The sequence below is a fragment of the Streptomyces fagopyri genome, assembly GCF_009498275.1.
Lineage (GTDB): Bacteria > Actinomycetota > Actinomycetes > Streptomycetales > Streptomycetaceae > Streptomyces > Streptomyces fagopyri.
This window is the reverse complement of record NZ_CP045643.1, coordinates 3,453,546-3,471,723: the sequence shown is the minus strand read 5'-3', so window position 1 is coordinate 3,471,723 and position 18,178 is coordinate 3,453,546. Positions and strand designations below refer to the sequence as shown.

General features: G+C 71.0%; 17 protein-coding genes and 1 pseudogene. 13 read left to right on the top strand and 5 right to left on the bottom strand.

Features of this window, described 5'->3' with window-relative positions:
- Nucleotides 1-148: 148 nt before the first annotated feature.
- The gene (locus GFH48_RS14775) at nucleotides 149-931 is read left to right on the top strand and encodes a hypothetical protein (RefSeq protein WP_153288718.1); all 783 of its coding nucleotides are present in this window, start codon (nucleotides 149-151) and stop codon (nucleotides 929-931) included.
- A gap of 328 nt (nucleotides 932-1,259) precedes the next feature.
- Nucleotides 1,260-1,454 (top strand): annotated as a pseudogene (locus GFH48_RS40285) (hypothetical protein); the annotation flags it as partial.
- Here the strand turns inward: GFH48_RS40285 and hisN are convergent.
- Complete coding sequence (hisN, locus tag GFH48_RS14770; RefSeq protein ID WP_153288717.1) at nucleotides 1,448-2,248, bottom strand: histidinol-phosphatase; 801 nt, start codon at nucleotides 2,246-2,248, stop codon at nucleotides 1,448-1,450. The pseudogene GFH48_RS40285 and the gene hisN sit on opposite strands and share 7 nt — an antisense overlap.
- Nucleotides 2,249-2,712: 464 nt before the next feature.
- On the opposite strand from hisN, the gene GFH48_RS14765 reads away from it, so the two are divergent.
- Nucleotides 2,713-3,321 carry a TetR/AcrR family transcriptional regulator gene (locus GFH48_RS14765; protein WP_153288716.1) on the top strand — a complete coding sequence of 203 codons (609 nt, stop codon included), beginning with the start codon at nucleotides 2,713-2,715 and terminating at the stop codon, nucleotides 3,319-3,321.
- 354 nt (nucleotides 3,322-3,675) lie between these two features.
- On the opposite strand, the gene GFH48_RS14760 is transcribed toward GFH48_RS14765, so the two are convergent.
- From GFH48_RS14760 to GFH48_RS14745, 4 genes are all read right to left on the bottom strand, one after another.
- A complete protein-coding gene (locus GFH48_RS14760; RefSeq protein ID WP_153288715.1) occupies nucleotides 3,676-3,999 on the bottom strand; it encodes a DMT family transporter in 324 nt (107 codons plus the stop codon).
- A 180-nt stretch (nucleotides 4,000-4,179) separates the two neighbouring features.
- Nucleotides 4,180-5,190, bottom strand: a complete 1,011-nt coding sequence (rsgA, locus tag GFH48_RS14755) for a ribosome small subunit-dependent GTPase A (protein ID WP_153288714.1) — start codon at nucleotides 5,188-5,190, stop codon at nucleotides 4,180-4,182.
- 16 nt (nucleotides 5,191-5,206) lie between these two features.
- Nucleotides 5,207-6,565, bottom strand: a complete 1,359-nt coding sequence (gene aroA, locus GFH48_RS14750) for a 3-phosphoshikimate 1-carboxyvinyltransferase (protein WP_153288713.1) — start codon at nucleotides 6,563-6,565, stop codon at nucleotides 5,207-5,209.
- A gap of 340 nt (nucleotides 6,566-6,905) precedes the next feature.
- A complete protein-coding gene (locus GFH48_RS14745) occupies nucleotides 6,906-7,628 on the bottom strand; it encodes a M50 family metallopeptidase (protein ID WP_153288712.1) in 723 nt (240 codons plus the stop codon).
- Nucleotides 7,629-7,678: 50 nt separating this feature from the next.
- On the opposite strand from GFH48_RS14745, the gene GFH48_RS14740 reads away from it, so the two are divergent.
- From GFH48_RS14740 to GFH48_RS14695, 10 genes are all read left to right on the top strand, one after another.
- On the top strand, nucleotides 7,679-8,494 hold the full coding sequence (locus GFH48_RS14740; protein ID WP_153288711.1) for an SOS response-associated peptidase: 816 nt from the start codon (nucleotides 7,679-7,681) through the stop codon (nucleotides 8,492-8,494).
- Between the two features lies 1 nt (nucleotide 8,495).
- A complete protein-coding gene (locus GFH48_RS14735) occupies nucleotides 8,496-9,239 on the top strand; it encodes an alpha/beta hydrolase family protein (protein ID WP_228120581.1) in 744 nt (247 codons plus the stop codon).
- A gap of 296 nt (nucleotides 9,240-9,535) precedes the next feature.
- Nucleotides 9,536-10,219 carry an RNA polymerase sigma factor SigR gene (sigR, locus tag GFH48_RS14730; protein ID WP_153288710.1) on the top strand — a complete coding sequence of 228 codons (684 nt, stop codon included), beginning with the start codon at nucleotides 9,536-9,538 and terminating at the stop codon, nucleotides 10,217-10,219.
- Nucleotides 10,216-10,518: a mycothiol system anti-sigma-R factor gene (gene rsrA, locus GFH48_RS14725; protein WP_153288709.1), complete on the top strand. Its 303-nt coding sequence runs from the start codon at nucleotides 10,216-10,218 to the stop codon at nucleotides 10,516-10,518. Before sigR ends, rsrA begins: the two co-directional genes overlap by 4 nt.
- 157 nt (nucleotides 10,519-10,675) lie before the next feature.
- Nucleotides 10,676-12,046: an HD-GYP domain-containing protein gene (locus GFH48_RS14720; RefSeq protein ID WP_153288708.1), complete on the top strand. Its 1,371-nt coding sequence runs from the start codon at nucleotides 10,676-10,678 to the stop codon at nucleotides 12,044-12,046.
- Between the two features lie 224 nt (nucleotides 12,047-12,270).
- Nucleotides 12,271-13,464 (top strand): HD-GYP domain-containing protein, encoded by a 1,194-nt coding sequence (locus tag GFH48_RS14715; RefSeq protein ID WP_153292913.1) that lies wholly within the window; start codon nucleotides 12,271-12,273, stop codon nucleotides 13,462-13,464.
- A gap of 153 nt (nucleotides 13,465-13,617) precedes the next feature.
- Nucleotides 13,618-14,598, top strand: a complete 981-nt coding sequence (locus GFH48_RS14710; protein WP_148010382.1) for a tetratricopeptide repeat protein — start codon at nucleotides 13,618-13,620, stop codon at nucleotides 14,596-14,598.
- A gap of 101 nt (nucleotides 14,599-14,699) precedes the next feature.
- The gene (gene def / locus GFH48_RS14705) at nucleotides 14,700-15,350 is read left to right on the top strand and encodes a peptide deformylase (RefSeq protein ID WP_153288707.1); all 651 of its coding nucleotides are present in this window, start codon (nucleotides 14,700-14,702) and stop codon (nucleotides 15,348-15,350) included.
- A gap of 329 nt (nucleotides 15,351-15,679) precedes the next feature.
- The gene (gene cyc1, locus GFH48_RS14700) at nucleotides 15,680-16,765 is read left to right on the top strand and encodes an epi-isozizaene synthase (RefSeq protein WP_153288706.1); all 1,086 of its coding nucleotides are present in this window, start codon (nucleotides 15,680-15,682) and stop codon (nucleotides 16,763-16,765) included.
- A complete protein-coding gene (locus GFH48_RS14695) occupies nucleotides 16,762-18,132 on the top strand; it encodes a bifunctional albaflavenone monooxygenase/terpene synthase (protein ID WP_153288705.1) in 1,371 nt (456 codons plus the stop codon). Before cyc1 ends, GFH48_RS14695 begins: the two co-directional genes overlap by 4 nt.
- Nucleotides 18,133-18,178: the final 46 nt, after the last annotated feature.

The window sequence follows — 18,178 nt, the reverse complement described above, 5'->3', positions numbered from 1 at the left end:
TGGTGATCCATTTGGGAATCTCTTGGGGTAGCGTCTGTGACTGTCGGATAACGCAGGGGGACGTACTCGGGGGTTGCTCCCCAGTCCGATCGCACTCCGGTACTCAGATTATTTTCACGGCATTGGTTTGCCGTCAGGGGGATTTTTGATGTTCGGAAGTACGCGACGTTCGAAGGCCGCTTCAGTCGCCGCCACCTTTGTGGCGTCCGCGGCGTTGGTGATGACTCTTGCGCCCGCCGGTCACGCTGCCACTCCGTCTGACGCGGAGATCACCGCTGCCTTGAAGCGACACGGCGACGGCACCTGGACCCAGGCGGACGTGAACCTGATTCGCTCCATACCGGAGCTGGCTGCTGTCGTGGAAGACGTCACGCGGCCAGAAGAGGTCACCACCGTCTCGGCACCGCTGAACGCGGCTGGTCAGCCCATGGGGCAAAACGGGGCACCGATGGACGGCACCCAGACCTCGCAGGTCATGCCGCCTGCCGACGCCGAACCCAGCATCGCCGGCGAAACCGTGATCACGCCCGCAGAGGACGACGTCGACCCCGGCGGCAGCGGCTTCTCACCCATGATCACGGGTGGCACGTGGAAGATGACACACATCACCCACACCCACCGCAGCTACTCGGGCTCCATCATCTTCAAGTACCACACGTATGCCGAGTTCAACTACGGCGGTGGCAAGGTCCGTGCCTGGCGCGAGCGGTACGACGACTTCACCAACACGAATTCCGTGGACGTGAAAGTCGCCCCGAAGCGCATCGTGGACACGAAGTCCGCCATTCCGGCGAACTCCGGATCCTCGCAGATGAAGCGGGAAGCGGACCTGTGCGTCTTCAAGTATGGATGCTATGCAACCCTGCACCCGTGGGCTAAGGTCAAGGTTTACGGTACGGGCCGCACTGCAATCGGTGGCAGCGGCGTCTAAAAGGAGCTCGAAGTGAAGTCGCTCATTGGATCCATAATTGCGATCGTGGCCCTTTTCCTGCTGATTCTCTTCGTGCTGGGATCTGGATTCGGTGGACTCGAAATCGTGGTGTGGCTGATCGCCCTGGCGGCATCCCTTGTCTTCGCCGTGCGATACCACCGGCGTACCCAGAGGTAAGCGCGCAAGATCTTGGTGCGATCACACTCGACGAGGTCGACCCGGTGCGCATCGGGTCGACCTCGTGGTCTTGCGTGGAGTCAGCTGCTCCCGTGAGCGTCGGCCCCAGCAGAGAAGGGACGGTGCCTCTCCTCGCCGCGGCCGCGCTCGGCACCACGATCCCGGCTTCACGCCGCGGACGTACACGCACCTGATGCCGAGCAGCGAGAAGCGGACGCGGGAGGCGGTGAACCGCGCGTTCGAGGGCGGCCCGGAGACCGGTGACGGCCCCACGACGGCCCATGACGGCCCAGGAAAGGCGAGGACAAGGGAAACGTGCAGCTCAGGGCCTAAACGCCCTCAGTAGCGCTGGTTCAAGTACCCCAGCATCTCGTCGTGGAGGATGCCGTTCGAGGCGGCCGCGTTGCCGCTGTGGGGGCCCGGGCGGCCGTCGAGGCCGGTGAAGGAGCCGCCCGCCTCGGTCACCACGATCGCGGTCGCCGCCATGTCCCAGAGCGACAGCTCCGGCTCGGCGCAGATGTCCACCGAGCCCTCCGCGACCATCATGTACGGCCAGAAGTCGCCGTATCCACGGGTGCGCCAGACGGCCTTCGTCAGGTCCAGGAAACCGTCCAGGCGGCCCTGGTCCTCCCAGCCGGACAAGGAGGAGTACGCGAAGGAGGCGTCGGCCATCCGGGAGACCTGGGAGACGCGCAGTCGCGAGGCCGACGAGAGGCTGCGGCCGGTGAACGCCCCGTGGCTCTTCGCCGCCCACCAGCGGCGGCCGAGGGCGGGCGCGGAGACGACGCCGACGACCGGCTGGTAGCCGCCCTCGACCGCCTCCATCAGGGAGATCAGCGTGGCCCAGACGGGGACGCCCCGGACGTAGTTCTTGGTGCCGTCGATCGGGTCGATCACCCAGCGGCGGGGACCCGTGCCCTCGATGCCGTACTCCTCGCCGAGGACCGCGTCGCGCGGCCGTGCCCGCTGCAGATGGCCGCGGATGAGTTCCTCCGCGGCCTTGTCCGCCTCGCTCACCGGCGTCATGTCCGGCTTGGTCTCGACCTTCAGGTCGAGCGCCTTGAACCGGTCCATCGTCGCGGCGTCGGCGGCGTCCGCCAGGACATGGGCCAGGCGCAGGTCATCGCGGTAGTCGGGCATGACTGCACCGTATATGGGTCCCTCGGGCCACAGCCATACGGCCCGTGGAACAAACGGGCCGGGCGGGACACGCCGCGCGGCACGTGTTCCGCCTCTCGCGGCGGGGGAGCACCGGGCGTGAGGTGGTGCGATGCCCGTCGGGCGCCGTGCCCGTCGGACGCCCTGCTGGTCGGACGGTCGCCGCCGCACGGGGTGATCGTCGTGGGGATGATCGTGGTGAGGGCCGGGCGTCGTGCCGGTGATCTCGGTCCCCGGTGATCGTCGTACCGATCGATCGTGGTGGCCGGTGATCGCGGGCGCGCGGCCGTCGCGGACCCGGTGACCGGTGTCGCCGTACGGCGAGGTGATCGTCGCGGCGCGCGACGGCTCGCGTACGCTCCCCGGCGCCGCCGCGAACCCTTGACAGTGCTCGTGCACGCGTCAAATCTGAGCTGCAGTGCCGCCCGCTCGCCCCAGGGAGGCGAATGATGCCTGCAGCGCGGGAATCCCTTCTGGACGCCGCTCACACGGCGCTCGCCCGTCGGCCGTGGTCCACGGTGCGGATGGTCGACGTCGCGGCCGTGGCCGGAGTGTCCCGGCAGACGCTCTACAACGAGTTCGGCAGCAAGGAAGGGCTCGCACGAGCGCTCGTGCGGCGGGAGGCCGACGGTTATCTCGCCGGCGTCGAACGCGCGCTGGCCGCGCACGCGGACGCGCGCGAGCGGCTGGTAGCGACCGCGGAGTGGACCACGTCGGTGGCGCGCGGCAACGCGCTGGTCCGGGCCATGCTCACCGGCTGCTGGAGTGAGCGGCTGCCCTCGCCGACGCTGTCGGCCGTACCGTCCTCGTCCGCGGTGCCCGCGCAACGCCGGGCGGACGGACCGCTGCCCTCGCCGGCCGACTTCGTGGCCCTCGTGAGGGACCGGGCCGTCGCGGCGCTCGCCGGTCCCGGCACCACCCGGGCCGACGCCGTCGAGCTGGCCGGGTCCTGCGAACTGGTGACGCGGCTGGCGCTGTCGTGCGTGGCGGCTCCGCCGGGGGAGGGCGGGGTGACGGACCTGGTGCGCGGCGCGCTGCCCCGGCAGTGGAGGTGACACGTCGTCATGGGCGCCGGGCGGCCCATCGGACACAGGGGGCCCGGGAACGTCGGCTGGGGACAGAGGCCGGTGATGTCCCGGGCCGGAAGACGCCCAGAGGCCGTGGGGCCGGCGAAGTCCGCCAGGCCGACGAAGTGCGCCGGGGCCGGCGAAGTCCGCCGGACCGGCGAAGAGCACCGGGGCCGGCGAAGACCACCGGGACCGGCGAAAGACTGCCGGGGCCGGCGGACGCCACCAGGGCCGACGAAGTCCGGGGGGCCGGCGAAGGCCACCTGGGTCGGTGAAGACCGTGCCGCACGGCCGTGGCTCTCGCCCCTCACGTCCGGCCCCCGTCCGGCGCCGCCGGGCGGCTCAGTGGGCCGAGCCCGAGAGTTGGAGGCCGATGACGCCGAAGATGACGAAGCTGATCGAGACGATCTTCAGGGTCGACACCAGGTCGCCGAGGAAGATCATTCCGTAGATCGCCGTGCCCGCCGCGCCGATGCCCGTCCACACCGCGTACGCCGGGCCGACGTCGAGTTTCTTGAGGGAGAGCGTCAGCAGGCCGAAGCTGCCCAGCGCGAAGACGCAGAAGGCCACCGTCGGCCAGAACCTGGTGAAGCCGTGCGAGAGCTTCAGGCAGACGGCGAAGCCCGTTTCGAGCACTCCTGCCACAACGACCAGCAGCCACGCCATGTCTTGTCCTCCCGGGTCCGCACGTCGACTGCTCCGTCTGGCTCGGATCAGGCCAGCGGTCCCCGAGGGCGCTGGGTGCGATTATGCATTTACCGGGCTGCCACGGACGCAAACAACGCGGAGGTCACGAAGGGAACCTCGATCGCCGCGCACGGGGGGACACGCGTGGGCGTACCGGGATCAGTCGCCGTCCCGGCGTTCGCGCGTCGCCAGCAGCCGGCGCAGCGAGTAGAGCCGGGCCGGGTCCGCGTGCCCGTCGGCCACCCACTGGTCCAGGGCGCAGTCCGGTTCGTCGTGACTGCACGCGCGCGGACAGCCCTCGGTACCGGGTTCGAGGTCGGGGAAGGCGTGGATGACCCGGGACGGGTCCACGTGGTGCAGGCCGAAGGAGCGGACGCCGGGGGTGTCGATGACCCAGCCCTCGCTGCCCGGCAGCGGGATCGCGCGCGCCGAGGTCGTGGTGTGCCGGCCGCGCCCCGTCACCGCGTTGACGTGACCGGTGCTGCGCCGACGTTCCAGCGAGACCAGCGCGTTGACGAGGGTCGTCTTGCCGACGCCGGAGTGTCCGACGAACGCCGTGATCTTGCCGTCGAGTTGCTTGCGCACCCGCTCCACCGCCGTGCCGGTCTCCAGCTCCTCGCGGCTGGTCACGACGTAGGGCACGCCCAACGCCCCGTACATCTCCAGGAGTTCGTCGGGCGGCGCGAGGTCGGACTTGGTCAGCACCAGCAGCGGCTCCAGGCCGGCGTCGTACGCCGCGACCAGGCAGCGGTCGATCAGCCGCGGGCGCGGCTCCGGGTCGGAGAGGGCGGTGACGATGGCGAGCTGGTCGGCGTTGGCGACCACCACGCGCTCGTAGGGATCGTCGTCGTCCGCGGTGCGGCGCAGCACCGAGCTGCGCGGCTCGATCCGGACGATCCGGGCGAGGGTGTCCTTCGCGCCGGACAGGTCGCCGACGAGGGCGACGTGGTCGCCGACGATCGCGGCCTTGCGGCCCAGTTCGCGGGCCTTCATGGCCATGACCGTACGGTCCTCGACGAGGCAGGTCAGGCGGCCCCGGTCGACGGTGAGGACCATGCCCTCCGCCGCGTCCTCGTGCTTGGGGCGGATGTTCGTACGAGGCCGGTTGCCCTTGCGGTTGGGGCGGCTGCGGATGTCGTCCTCGTCGGTGTGCTTGCCGTAGCGGCGCATGATCCCGGTCCGCCCGTCAGTTCCCGAGCGTTCCGGGGTTCCCGAGCATTCCGGTCCACAGGTCGGGGAAGTCCGGCAGGGTCTTCGCCGTGGTCGCGACGTTCTCGATCTGTACGCCCTTCACCGCGAGACCGATGATCGTGCCGGCGGTGGCCATGCGGTGGTCGTCGTAGGTGTGGAAGATGCCGCCGTGCAGTGCGCGCGGGCGGATGTGCAGCCCGTCGGCGGTCTCGGTGACGTCGCCGCCGAGTTCGTTGATCTCCTTGGTGAGCGCGGCCAGCCGGTCCGTCTCGTGCAGCCGCAGGTGGGACACGCCGCGCAGGGTGGAGGGGGAGTCCGCGAGCGCGGCGACGGCCGCGATGCCCGGGGTCAGCTCGCCGACCTCGCCCAGGTCCACATCGATCCCGTGGATCGCACCCGAACCGGTGAACTCCAGTCCCCTGTCAGTCAGTTCGCAGGAGCCACCCATCTCGGTGAAGATCTCCCGCAGCCGGTCACCGGGCTGGGTGGTGCGCGCCGGCCAGTCGGGCACGACGACCGTGCCGCCCGTCACCAGGGCCGCCGCGAGGAACGGCTGGGCGTTCGACAGATCCGGCTCGATGATCAGGTCCCGGCCGAGCAGCGCGCCCGGGGTGACGCGCCAGACGTTGGGCTCGCCGCCCGACTCCGGGGTGTCCACCTGGGCGCCGACCGCGCGCAGCATGTCGACCGTCATCCGGATGTGGGGCATGGAGGGCAGCGTCGAGCCGGTGTGACGGATCTCGACACCCTGGTTGAAACGGGGGCCGGAGAGCAGCAGGGCCGAGACGAACTGCGAGGAGGAGGACGCGTCGATCTCCACCGGGCCGCCGTCCAGGGCGCCTCCGCCGTGCACCGTCAGCGGGAGCGCGCCGCGGCCCTCGTCGTCGATCCGGGCGCCGAGCAGGCGCAGGGCGTCGATCACGCCGTTCAGCGGGCGTTCGTAGGACCGCGGGTCGCCGTCGAAACGGATGGGGCCGTGGGCGAGCGCGGCCACCGGCGGCAGGAAGCGCATCACGGTGCCGGCGTTGCCGACGTCCACCGTTACCGGGCCGTGCAGGCCCGAGGGGATGACCCGCCAGGCCTCGCCGGAGGCGTCCGGGCCCGCCGCGACCGTGGAACTGGACGCCACCGTCTCCTCGACACCGACCCCCATCGCGCGCAGCGCGCCCGCCATCAGCAGCGTGTCGCGGGAGCGCAGCGGGCGGCGCAGCCAGCCCGGCTCCGAGGCGAGTGCGGCGAGGACGAGGGCGCGGTTGGTGACCGACTTCGACCCGGGCACGTGGACCGTCGCGTCGACGGCCCCGCTCGCGTACGGGGCGGGCCAGAGGGCGGTGTGGACGGGGTTCGCGGTCATGGGCCCCACTTTAGTGGCTGGGGGCGGCCGGAGATCTTGATCAAAAGTGGCGGAACCTGAACGGAAACGCTCCGCTGGGTGGGGGAGGGGGGTGGGGGAGGGGAGCGGCGGGAGTGGGTGCGGGTTGGTGTGTGTCGGGGTGGGGTGGTGGGCGGTCGGGTGCACGTGCGGGTCGGTGGGGGCTGGGCGCGCAGTTCCCGGCGCCCCTTTCGGGGGCGCCTCCCTTCAGGGGCAACCCGTCAAGGTCACCCCCTTCAGGGCCAACCCTCTGCAAGGTCACCCCTGCAAGGCCCCCCTGCGAGGTCACCCCCTGTGACGCGCGGGGTGCGGTCTTGTGGGGTCAGAGGGGGAGGAGCCAGTGGGCGCCGGCCAGCAGGGAGCACAGGGACACCGCGTGGAAGAGGAAGAGCCAGACGCCGGCGGGGACGTGGGTGAGACGGGAGAGCTGGTCGGCGTCCGAGTCGCGGGCACCGCCGCGGCGGCGCTTGGCCTGGAGCTCGAAGCCCGGCCGCACACCGCCGAGCAGCAGGAACCACACCACGGCGTACGCGAACGCCGCCTGCACCTGGGGCCCGGCGAGCCAGGACACCATCAGGAACAGGCCGCCGGTGAGGACCACGGTGAGCACGCCGTACGCGTTGCGGATCATCACCAGCATCGCCACCAGCAGGGCCGTGGCCAGCCACAGCAGCAGCGTGATGCGGCCCGCGCCGAGCAGCGCGGCGCCGCCGAGACCGAGCAGCGGAGGGGCGGTGTAGCCCGCGGCGGCCGTGAGGATCATGCCGAGACCGGTCGGCCTGCCGCGGCTGACGGTGAGACCGCTGGTGTCGGAGTGCAGCCTGATGCCGCTGAGGCTGCGCCCGGTGAGCAGGGCGACCAGCCCGTGGCCCCCCTCGTGCGCGATGGTGATGGTGTTGCGGGAGACGCGCCATACGCCGTGCGGGACGATCACGGCGAGAGCCGCGACCAGGGTGGCTATCACCACCCACAGATCGGGGTCCGGCTGGGTGCCGGAGACCTGGTCCCAGAGCGAGGCCAGCGAGGTGGATGCGATGCTGTCCATTGTCTGCGGTGGCTCCCTGAGGTGTCGCGGAATCTGGCAGTGTTGCACGTATGTGCGGACGGTATGCAGCGAGTCGTGGGCCCGAGGATCTCGCAGGAGTCTTTGAAGTCGAGAAGTGGGAGACGCAGGAGACCCTGGCGCCCGACTACAACGTGGCTCCGACGAAGGAGGTCTACGCCGTCCTGGACCGCCCTCTGAAGGACGCGGACAGCCCGAGGCCGGTTCGCCAGCTGCGCAGACTGAAGTGGGGACTCGTCCCGTCCTGGGCCAAGACGCCCGAGGGCGGCGCCCGGATGATCAACGCGCGGGCGGAGACCGTGCACGAGAAGCCCTCGTACCGCCGCGCCTTCGCCACCCGGCGCTGCATCGTGCCCGCCGACGGCTACTACGAGTGGGTCACCGGGGCCGCCGAACGCGACCTGGAGGTCGAGGGCAGGAAGAAGCGGCCGCGCAAGCAGCCGTACTTCGTGCTCCCCGCCGACGGCTCGGTCTTCGCGATGGCCGGCCTGTACGAGTTCTGGCGGGACCGGACGCTCCCCGACGAGCATCCGCTGGCCTGGTGGGCGACCTGCTCCGTCATCACCACCGAGGCCGAGACGGCCCCGCTCGCGGCGGCTCCGGCCGAGGGCCCGCGGACCCTGGCCGACATCCATCCCCGGATGCCCCTGATGCTCACCCCGGACCGCTGGGACGCCTGGCTCGACCCGGCCCGCACAGAGGTCGACGAACTGCGCACGCTGCTCACCCCGCCGCCCACCGGCCTGATGCGCGCCTATCCGGTCTCCACCGCGGTCAGCAGCGTCCGCAACAACGGCCCGGAGCTCCTCAAGGAGCTGGAGGGACCCGAAGAGGGCACACTCTTCTGACGTGACCGACTCGAACGTGACCGACTCGAACGTGACGAACTCGAACCCGGCGGACCCGGGCAGGACGGGCTCCGGCCCGGCGGAGCCCGATCCCGCGGATCCGGACCCGGCGGGCGAGGCGCCACAGGTCGTCGAGACGGACGCCGGTACCGCCCGCCTCACCTGGCACCGCGCGGAGCGCGCACGCCTCGTGCTCGCCGTGAGCCACGGAGCGGGCGGCGGCATCGAGGCCCGGGACCTGCGGGCGCTGGCGCGGGTGCTGCCCGCCCACGGGGTGAGCGTCGCGCTCGTCGAGCAGCCCTGGCGGGTGGCCGGGAAGAAGCTGGCGCCCGCGCCGAAGACGCTGGACGCGGGATGGCGGGGTCTGTGGCCCGCCGTCGCGGAGTCCGGGCTTCCCGTGATCGCGGGCGGGCGCAGCGCCGGAGCCCGCGTCGCCTGCCGCACGGCGACGGAACTCGGCGCCGCCGCCGTCCTCGCGCTCAGCTTCCCGCTGCACCCGCCGGGCCGGCCCGAGAAGTCCCGGGCCGGGGAACTCCTCGGTTCCGGCGTGCCCACCCTCGTGGTGCAGGGCGGCAACGACCCCTTCGGGAAGCCGGCGGAGTTCCCGGCGGGCTCGTACGAACTGGTCGAGGTGCCGTACGGCGATCACGGCTTCGCGGTCCCCCGGCGGGCGCCGCTCGACCAGGACGAGGCCGTGAGGATCGTCACTGACGAGGTCGTGCGATGGAGCGCGTCACTGGCGTAGCCGGAGCCCGCCGACGCCCCGTGGATGGAGCGCGTCACTCACCCGGTCGCCGGGAATGTGGCGCGGCGGTCGGCTGTTGTCGCGGACAGGAAGCACACCGTGCTGAACCGTTCGAACGAGAGGAAGTCCGCCGCATGGGTTCGACCATCTGCCCGAGTCGCAGCAGCGCTGAGCTGGACTGGACGGTGCTGCGCGCGTCGAAGGGCGCCCCCGTTCGGGCGGCGGCGGGTGTGGATGTTCGTCTATCCTCCGATTCGAGTGGGACCGGTTTCGGTTCCACCACATCGCTGGAGGAGGTGGGTCCGGTCACTGGGACCGACGCAGGGACCGAACACGGCCAGGCGGAGCAGCCCGAGGGCCAGGGCACGGGCGCGGAATCGACCGCGGAGCGCACGGCGCGCTTCGAGCGGGACGCGCTCGAATTCCTCGACCAGATGTACTCGGCCGCCCTGCGCATGACGCGGAACCCGGCCGACGCCGAGGACCTGGTGCAGGAGACGTACGCGAAGGCGTACGCCTCCTTCCACCAGTTCCGTGAGGGCACCAACCTGAAGGCGTGGCTGTACCGCATCCTCACCAACACCTTCATCAACTCGTACCGCAAGAAGCAGCGCGAACCCCAGCGCAGCGCGGCCGAGGAGATCGAGGACTGGCAGCTCGCGCGTGCCGAGTCGCACATGTCGACCGGTCTGCGCTCGGCCGAGTCGCAGGCGCTGGACCACCTGCCCGACTCGGACGTCAAGGAAGCGCTGCAGGCGATTCCCGAGGAATTCCGCATCGCCGTCTATCTCGCGGACGTCGAGGGCTTTGCGTACAAGGAGATCGCGGACATCATGGGGACACCCATCGGCACGGTGATGTCCCGGCTGCACCGGGGCCGTCGTCAACTGCGCGGCATGCTCGAGGACTACGCCCGTGACCGTGGCCTGGTCCCGGCCGGCGCCGGAGAGTCGAACGAAGCGAAAGGCTCGGGCTCATGAGCTGCGGAGAGCCGCACGAGACAGATTGCAGTGAGGTACTCGATCATCTTTACGAGTTCCTCGACCATGAGATGCCGGACGCGGACTGCACCAAGTTCGAGGTGCATTTCGAGGAGTGCTCTCCGTGTCTCGAGAAGTACGGCCTGGAGCAGGCCGTGAAGAAGCTGGTCAAGCGGTGCTGCGGACAGGACGACGTGCCGACCGACCTGCGGGCGAAGGTGATGGGCCGCATCGACCTGATCCGCTCCGGACAGACCGTGCCGGAGCACGAGGTCGGCGCGACCCCGCAGGAATCCTGACCCGGGGGACGCGTCGGACACCTCGGCGAGATCGTCCGGTTATCACCCGAACGTGCGAATCCGCGGGCTTCGAGCCCGCGGATTCCGCTGTTGCCGCCCCCACCCCCGCGCCACCCCCCTAGGCTCCGGAACCTGAGCGGGGGGAGGGGACGAGGAGATGGGGACGATTCCGGCGGGGGCCCGGGTGTACGTGGCCTGTGTCGTCCTCGCCGCCCTCGCCTGCCTCGCTCCGCTGCCGGCCGTACCCACCCCCTGGTGGATCGTCGCCCTGCTCGCCGCGCTGTACGCCGGATGCGAGCGGATCACCCTGCCGCACGGCCCCAGGGGCGCCGCCGCCCGTGCCGCCGAGCGGCGCGCGCCGCAGGGCCTGGGCACCTTCCTCCCCGTACTGCTCGCCGGCGCCTTTCTGCTGCCGCCGCCCGCCGCCGCGCTCGTCGCGCTGCCGGGGGCACTGCTCGCCCGGGTGGAGCAGCGCCCGCGCGGACTGCGCCGGACCTGGCGCGCGGCCCAGCTCGCCGTCGCCGTCCGGGCGGCCTCCGGGGTGCACTGGGCGCTGGACGGCCGGGACGCGGTCGTCGGACCCCGCTTCCCGTACGCGCTCGTGCCCGCCGGCGCGGCGGTGCTCGCCTTCTGTCTGGTGCTGACCGTCCTCGACGGCGGGATCCTGGCCCTGGCCGAACGGGTGCCGGTGCGCGGCGCCTGGCGCGGTCTCTTCTCCCGCTCCCTCGCCCCGGTAGCCGTGCACGGACTCGCCGGACTGATGATGGCGGTCCTGTGGCGCAGCCCGTACGGGCCGGTCGCCGCGCTGCTCGTGCTGCTGCCGATGTACGTCTCGTGCTGGGTGTTCGCCCAGTATCACCGGGAGCGGGCCGCCCACCAGGCCACCATCCGGGCGCTCGTGCAGGCCGTCGACATCAAGGACGGGTACACCCGCGGACACAGCGAGCGGGTCGGGCAGGCGTCCATGATGATCGCGCGTGAACTCGGCATGGACGACGAGCGGGCCGAGGTGCTGAGATTCGCCGGGATCCTGCACGACGTGGGCAAACTCGGGGTGCCCACCCGGCTGTTGCGCAAGGACGGCCCGCTCACGCCGGACGAACGGCGGATCATCGAGCTGCATCCCGAGTACGGCCACGAGATGGTGCGCGGCATCGGCTTCCTGGGGGAGGCCCGCTCGGCGATCCTGCACCACCACGAGCGACTCGACGGGAGCGGCTACCCGTACGGACTCGTCGGAGGGCAGATCCCGGAGTTCGCCCGGGTGGTGGCCGTGGCCGACGCCTTCGACGCGATGACGTCGACCCGGTCCTACCGCAGGGCCCGGCCGGTGCCCGCGGCGCTGGCGGAGCTGGAGCGCTGCGCCGGGGCGCAGTTCGACCCCGGGATGGTGGGCGCCCTGGTCCGGGCCCTGGACCGGGACGGCTGGCACCCCGCGGTGACCGCCGGCGACGACCGGACGACGCCTTCCGTCCCCCGTCCGACGGACAGCACGCCCGCCGACAGCCCGGGCCGGAGAAGCCCGTGAACCCGGCGGAGCGAAGCGGCGCCATCCCCTCGCACCGGGGCGAGGAGCACGGGGAACACGGGGAGTACGGGGAGTACGGGGAACACGGGGAACACGGGGAACACGGGGAACACGGGGAACGCCGGGGCGAGGAGTACGGGGAGTCGGCCCGGCCCCCGGCCGACCGCGCCCTCACCGGTCCGCACCCCGGCGTCCTCGGCACGCTCGCCCACACCGGTGCCGCCCTGCTCGGCGCCGCCGCCCTGGCCGTCACCCTCTGGAACGGTATCGACGAACGCGGGACGGCCCTCGCCTACGGCATCCTCGTCGCCGTGGGGGAGCTCACCCGCTGGAGCGGCACCGAGGACCGGGAGTCCGCTCCCCTCGGAGCCGCGGGCGCGCTGTCGTACGCGCTGCTCGGCGAGCAGGCGGGCCACCCCGGCCGGCACGGCGCCCTCCAGGTCGTGGCCGTCGTGAGCGCCGCGGCGCTGCTGGGCTGTGTCCCGCATGTCGCCCGTGGCGGCGGCCCGACGCTCGACCACCTCACCCGGCGCGTCCTGACCGTCGCCTTCGCCGCCGTCTGCTTCCAACCCCTCTACGACCGGGGGCGGTTGATGGGATGGGCCGGCCCCTCGTACGCCCTGCTGCTGGTCGCGCTGCTGGTGCTGACCGCGCTGTGCGACGCCGTGCTCGCGGCCGCGACGGCGCACGCCCGGACCCGCTGGCCCTTCGGGCCGCTGCTGCGGGACGAGCTGCGGGCCACCCTCGGCATCGGGTCCGCGGTCTGCGCGACCGGGGCCGTGATGTCGCTCGCCGTGGCGGTCGTGGGGCTGTGGGCGCTGCCCGTGTTCTCGCTGCCGCTGCTCCTGACCCAGCTGTCCTTCCGGCGGTACGCGGCCGTGCGGATCACCTACCGGCAGACCATCGCCTCCCTCGCGCGGGCGACCGAGATCGCCGGGTACACCCCCGCGGGGCACGCCCGCAGAGTGGCGGCGCTCAGCCGCGCCGTCGGGCGTGAGCTGGGCCTTTCCGAGCCCGATCTGACCGTTCTGGAGTACGCGGCCCTGATGCACGACATCGGACAGCTCAGCCTCGTCGATCCGGTCCCGGCGGGTGCCACCTCCGCGCTCTCCGCCGAGGAGCAGCGCCGCATCGCCCTCCTCGGCGGCGCGGTGGTACGCCAGACCGGGGTGGACGCCGAGGTCGCGGTGGTGGTGGAGCGGCAGGCCGATCCCTACCGGGAGCAGCCGGTGAACGCGCGGATCGTACGGACGGTGAACGCCTACGAGGAGCTGGCCAGGGAAGCGGGGCCCGGAGGGCCACTGACCGCCCTGGAGAAGCTGCGGCTGGCCACCGCCCGCGACCATCAGCCCGAAGTCGTGGAGTCGCTGGCCAGGGTCCTGTTGCGGGGCGGCCTTACCCTGCCCCAGGCTGGGTAACCCATGGGTAATGAGCGGGCGTCCGACGGTACGTGGTTGGATGCGAGGAAGAGGGCGTTCGGGGGCACGGGCCGGCCCGTGGCCGCACCGTCCTCAAGAGACTCTTCGAGCGACCGGCAGGCGGGAATCGCAAGGAACTGGCAGGCGGGAATCGTGAGGATCTTCGGCAAGGGACGACACCGGCCCTCCGCCTCATGGCGGCAGGCCACCGACCGTGCGTTCACGCTGATCGGTGACGGCCGGTACGAGGACGCGGGAGCGCTGCTGACACGCGCCGCCGACCTGGAGCCGTGGCTGTCCGAGTCCTGGTTCAACCTGGCTCTGCTGCACAAGTTCCGGCACGACTGGGAGCAGGCCAGGGCCGCCGGTCTGCGGGCGGTCGCGCTCCTGGACCGGGAGGCGGGCGCCCCCGACTGGTGGAACGTCGGCATCGCCGCCACCGCCCTGCAGGACTGGCCGCTGGCCCGCCGCGCCTGGCAGGCGTACGGGCTGCGGGTGCCCGGCGGAGCCGCCGTCTCGGGGGAGCCGGCGGGCATGGACCTCGGCAGCGCGGCCGTGCGGCTGTCGCCGGAGGGCGAGGCCGAGGTCGTGTGGGGCCGCAGGCTCGATCCGGCCCGGATCGAGGTCCTCTCCATTCCGCTGCCGTCCTCCGGGCGGCGCTGGGGCGAGGTCGTCCTGCACGACGGAGTGCCGCACGGCGAGCGGACCACCGCCGCCGGGCACGCCTACCCCGTCTTCGACGAGATCGAGCTGTGGGCTCCGTCCCCGGTGCCCACCTGGGTCGTCCTGCTGGAGGCGGCCACCGAGGAGGACCGGGACGCCCTGGAGCAGCTCGCGGCCGACGCGGGCTTCGCCGCCGAGGACTGGTCGTCGTCCGTGCGGCTGCTGTGCCGGATGTGCTCGGAGTCCCGGATGCCGTCCGACGAGGGCGACGGCGAGCACCTCGATCCGCACGACCACAGTGAGCCGGGGCACCCGGGCCCGCTCGGCCACCGCACCGACGGGCAGCTGTGGGTGCCCGAGCGGGAGTGCGGGCTCGCGGCACCGGCCTCGCTGGTGCGCGGGCTGCTCGACGGCTGGGTCGCCGACAGCCCCGACTCCCGGGACTGGCGGGACCTCGAAGAGGTCTGTTAGCCGGCTGCCGCCGGCCGCGCACGCCTGCCGAGGGGTGCGCGCGGCCCCGTAGGCTGTATGCCGCAGCACTCTCATGGATTCCAGGAAGGCATACGTCGGTCATGGCGCAGCAGGACACCGAACAGCAGCACGCGGGCGTGCTCCCCGTGGACGACGAGGGTTTCGTCATCGACTCCGAGGACTGCGAGGAGCGTGAGGCGGCCTACCGCGAGCCCGGCACCTCGCGGCCGATCACGGTCGTCGGCAACCCGGTGCTCCACAAGGAGTGCGTGGACGTCACGGAGTTCGACGACGAGCTCGGCCGCCTGGTCGCCGACATGTTCGCGAGCCAGCGCACCGCCGAGGGCGTGGGCCTGGCAGCCAACCAGATCGGCGTCGACCTGAAGGTCTTCGTGTACGACTGCCAGGACGACGAGGGCACGCGGCACGTCGGTGTCGTCTGCAACCCGGTCCTCGTCGACCTGCCCGCCGACCGGCGCCAGTTGGACGAGAGCAACGAGGGCTGCCTGTCCGTGCCGACCGCCTACGCGCCGCTGGCCCGCCCGGACTACGCCGAGGTCACCGGGCAGGACGAGAAGGGCAACCCGGTCAGGGTGCGGGGGACCGGCTACTTCGCGCGCTGCCTCCAGCACGAGACCGACCACCTCTACGGCTACCTCTACATCGACCGGCTCTCCAAGCGTGAACGCAAGGACGCACTGCGGCAGATGTCCGAGAACGAGCCCCGCTACCCGGTCGTCGCGAACGACTGAACCGCGGCCGTGAACGGCTGAGACAGAAAACGACAGGCGGGGTCCGCGGTCTTCCGTGGGTTCCGCGTGAACGGCGCCTGGTCAGAGACCTCTCTGACCAGGCGCCGTTCGTATGTGCGACGCACGTTCGATCCCCTCCTCTCCTCTAATGATCCATATTCGGTCATGCGAGGGGGGATTCTCGGCACTCTCCGGTAGTGAGTGGAGCAAATCCATTCCCAGAACAGTCAGTTGTGGTGCTGAATGGGAAGTGCGGGGATACGCAACGGCGCACGCCCGGCACGACGAGAGGGGTGTGACGTCAACTGGCGGCTGAGAGGGGTTTGTTCGTGCATGCTTTCTCACACGGCACTTCATCGACACCGACCGTGGTCGCGGTTCCACCGGCGCTCTCACTCCCGGTGATCGAGGCCGAGTTTCCCCGTCAACTGCATCCGTATTGGCCCAGGCTCCAGGAGAACACACGTTCGTGGCTCCGGGAAAAACGGCTCATGGCCGCCGACACGGTCCAGGAATATGCCGACGGCCTTTGCTACACGGACTTGATGGCGGGCTACTACATTGGCGCGCCCGACGAGGTCATACAGGCGATAGCGGACTACAGCGCGTGGTTCTTCGTCTGGGACGACCGGCACGACCGGGACGTCGTCCACGGCCGGCCGGCGGCCTGGCGGAGGCTCAGGTTCCAGCTCCATGAGGCGCTCGACTCCCCCCGGGAACACCTGCACCACCCGGATCCCCTGGTCGCGGGGTTCGCGGACAGTGTGCTGCGGTTGTACTCGTTCCTGGGCCGGAAGTGGAACGCGCGCTTCGCACGGCACTTCCACGCGGTGATCGAGGCGTACGACCGGGAGTTCCGCAACCGTACCTCCGGAATCGTGCCCACCGTCGAGGAATATCTCGAACTCCGGCGGCTCACCTTCGCCCACTGGATCTGGACCGATCTGCTGGAGCCGAGCGCGGGCTGTGAACTCCCCGCCTCCGTGCGGAACAGCTCCGTATACCGGCGGGCGGCCCTGCTCAGTCAGGAATTCGCCGCCTGGTACAACGACCTCTGTTCGCTCCCCAAGGAAATGGCGGGCGACGAGGTGCACAATCTCGGAATCAGTCTCATTCATCATGAGGGGCTGACTCTCGGGAATGCCGTCACCGAAATGCGTCAGCGCGTCGAGAAATGCGTCACCGAATTCATCGACGCGGAAGGTGAACTGGACGAGTTCGCCGACGCGCTCGCGGACGGCTCGGTGCGCGGAAAGGAACTGAGCGTCGCCGTGAAGTCCTGCCTCGGCAATATGCGGAACTGGTTCAGCTCCGTGTACTGGTTCCACCACGAGTCCGGCCGGTACACCGTCGACAGCTGGGACGACCGATCCACACCCCCGTACGTCAACAACGAAGCGGCAGGTGAGTCATGACCGTCGAGTCAGTGAAGCCCGCGCACCCCGGGGCGCCGGAGCCGCCCGCCCCGCCCCTCGCCGGCGGCGGTGTCCCCGTCCTCGGCCACGGCTGGCGGCTGGCCCGCGACCCGCTGGGTCTCTTCGCCAGGCTGCGTGAGCACGGCGAGGTCGTCCGGCTCAGGCTGGGCCCGAAGACGGTGTACGCGCTCACCTCGCCCGCCCTCACCGGAGCGATGGCGCTGAGCCCCGACTTCAAGATCGACGGACCGCTCTGGGAGTCCCTGGAAGGCCTGCTCGGCAAGGAGGGCGTCGCGACCGCCAACGGGCCCCGGCACCGCCGGCAGCGGCGCACCATACAGCCGGCGTTCCGGCTCGACATCATCCCCGAGTACGGCCCGGTCATGGAGGAGGAGGCACGGGCCCTCGCGGAGCGCATGGGGTCGGGGCGGCCCGTCGACTGCACCGCGGAGTCGTTCCGGGTCGCCGTGCGCATCGCGGCCCGCTGCCTGCTGCGCGGGGAGTACATGGACGAGCGGGCCGAGCGTCTCAGCATCGCGCTCGCCACGGTCTTCCGCGGCATGTACCGGCGCATGGTGATCCCGGCGGGCCCGCTCTATCGGCTGCCGCTTCCGGCCAACCGCAAATTCGACCGCGCATTGGCCGATTTGCATGTCCTGGTCGACGAGATCGTCGCCGAACGACGCGCATCTGGTCAAAAGCCGGACGATTTGCTGACGGCCTTGCTGGAAGCGAAGAACGAGAACGGTGAGCCGATCGGGGAACAGGAGATCCACGACCAAGTCGTAGCGATACTCACCCCCGGCAGCGAAACCGTCGCGTCCACGATCATGTGGCTGCTGCAAGTCCTCGTGGAACACCCGGAACACGCCGACCGGGTGGCCGCGGAGGTCAAATCCGTGGCCGGGGACCGGCCCGTCGCATTCGACGATGTCCGGAAGCTGTCGCACACGAACAATGTCGTCGTCGAAGCGATGAGGCTGCGTCCAGCGGTTTGGATTCTGACGCGGCGTGCGGTGACCGAGACGGAGCTCGGCGGCTATCGGATTCCGGCCGGTGCCGACATCGTCTACAGCCCGTACGCGATCCAGCGTGACCCGCGGTCGTACGACCGGCACCTGGATTTCGACCCCGACCGCTGGCTTCCGGAACGCGCCAAGGACGTTCCGAAGTACGCCATGAGCCCCTTCAGTGTGGGCAACCGGAAGTGCCCGAGCGACCACTTCTCGATGGCGCAGCTCAGCCTGATCACGGCGACGGTGGCGTCCCGGTGGCGCCTGGAGAAGGCGTCGGAGTCGAACGACGCGACCCGCGTCGGCATCACGCTGCGGCCGCACCGGCTGCTGCTGAGGACCCTGCCGCGCTGACCGTGCCGCACTGACCGTGTGTGACGGCACGCGTCCGTACCGGTGC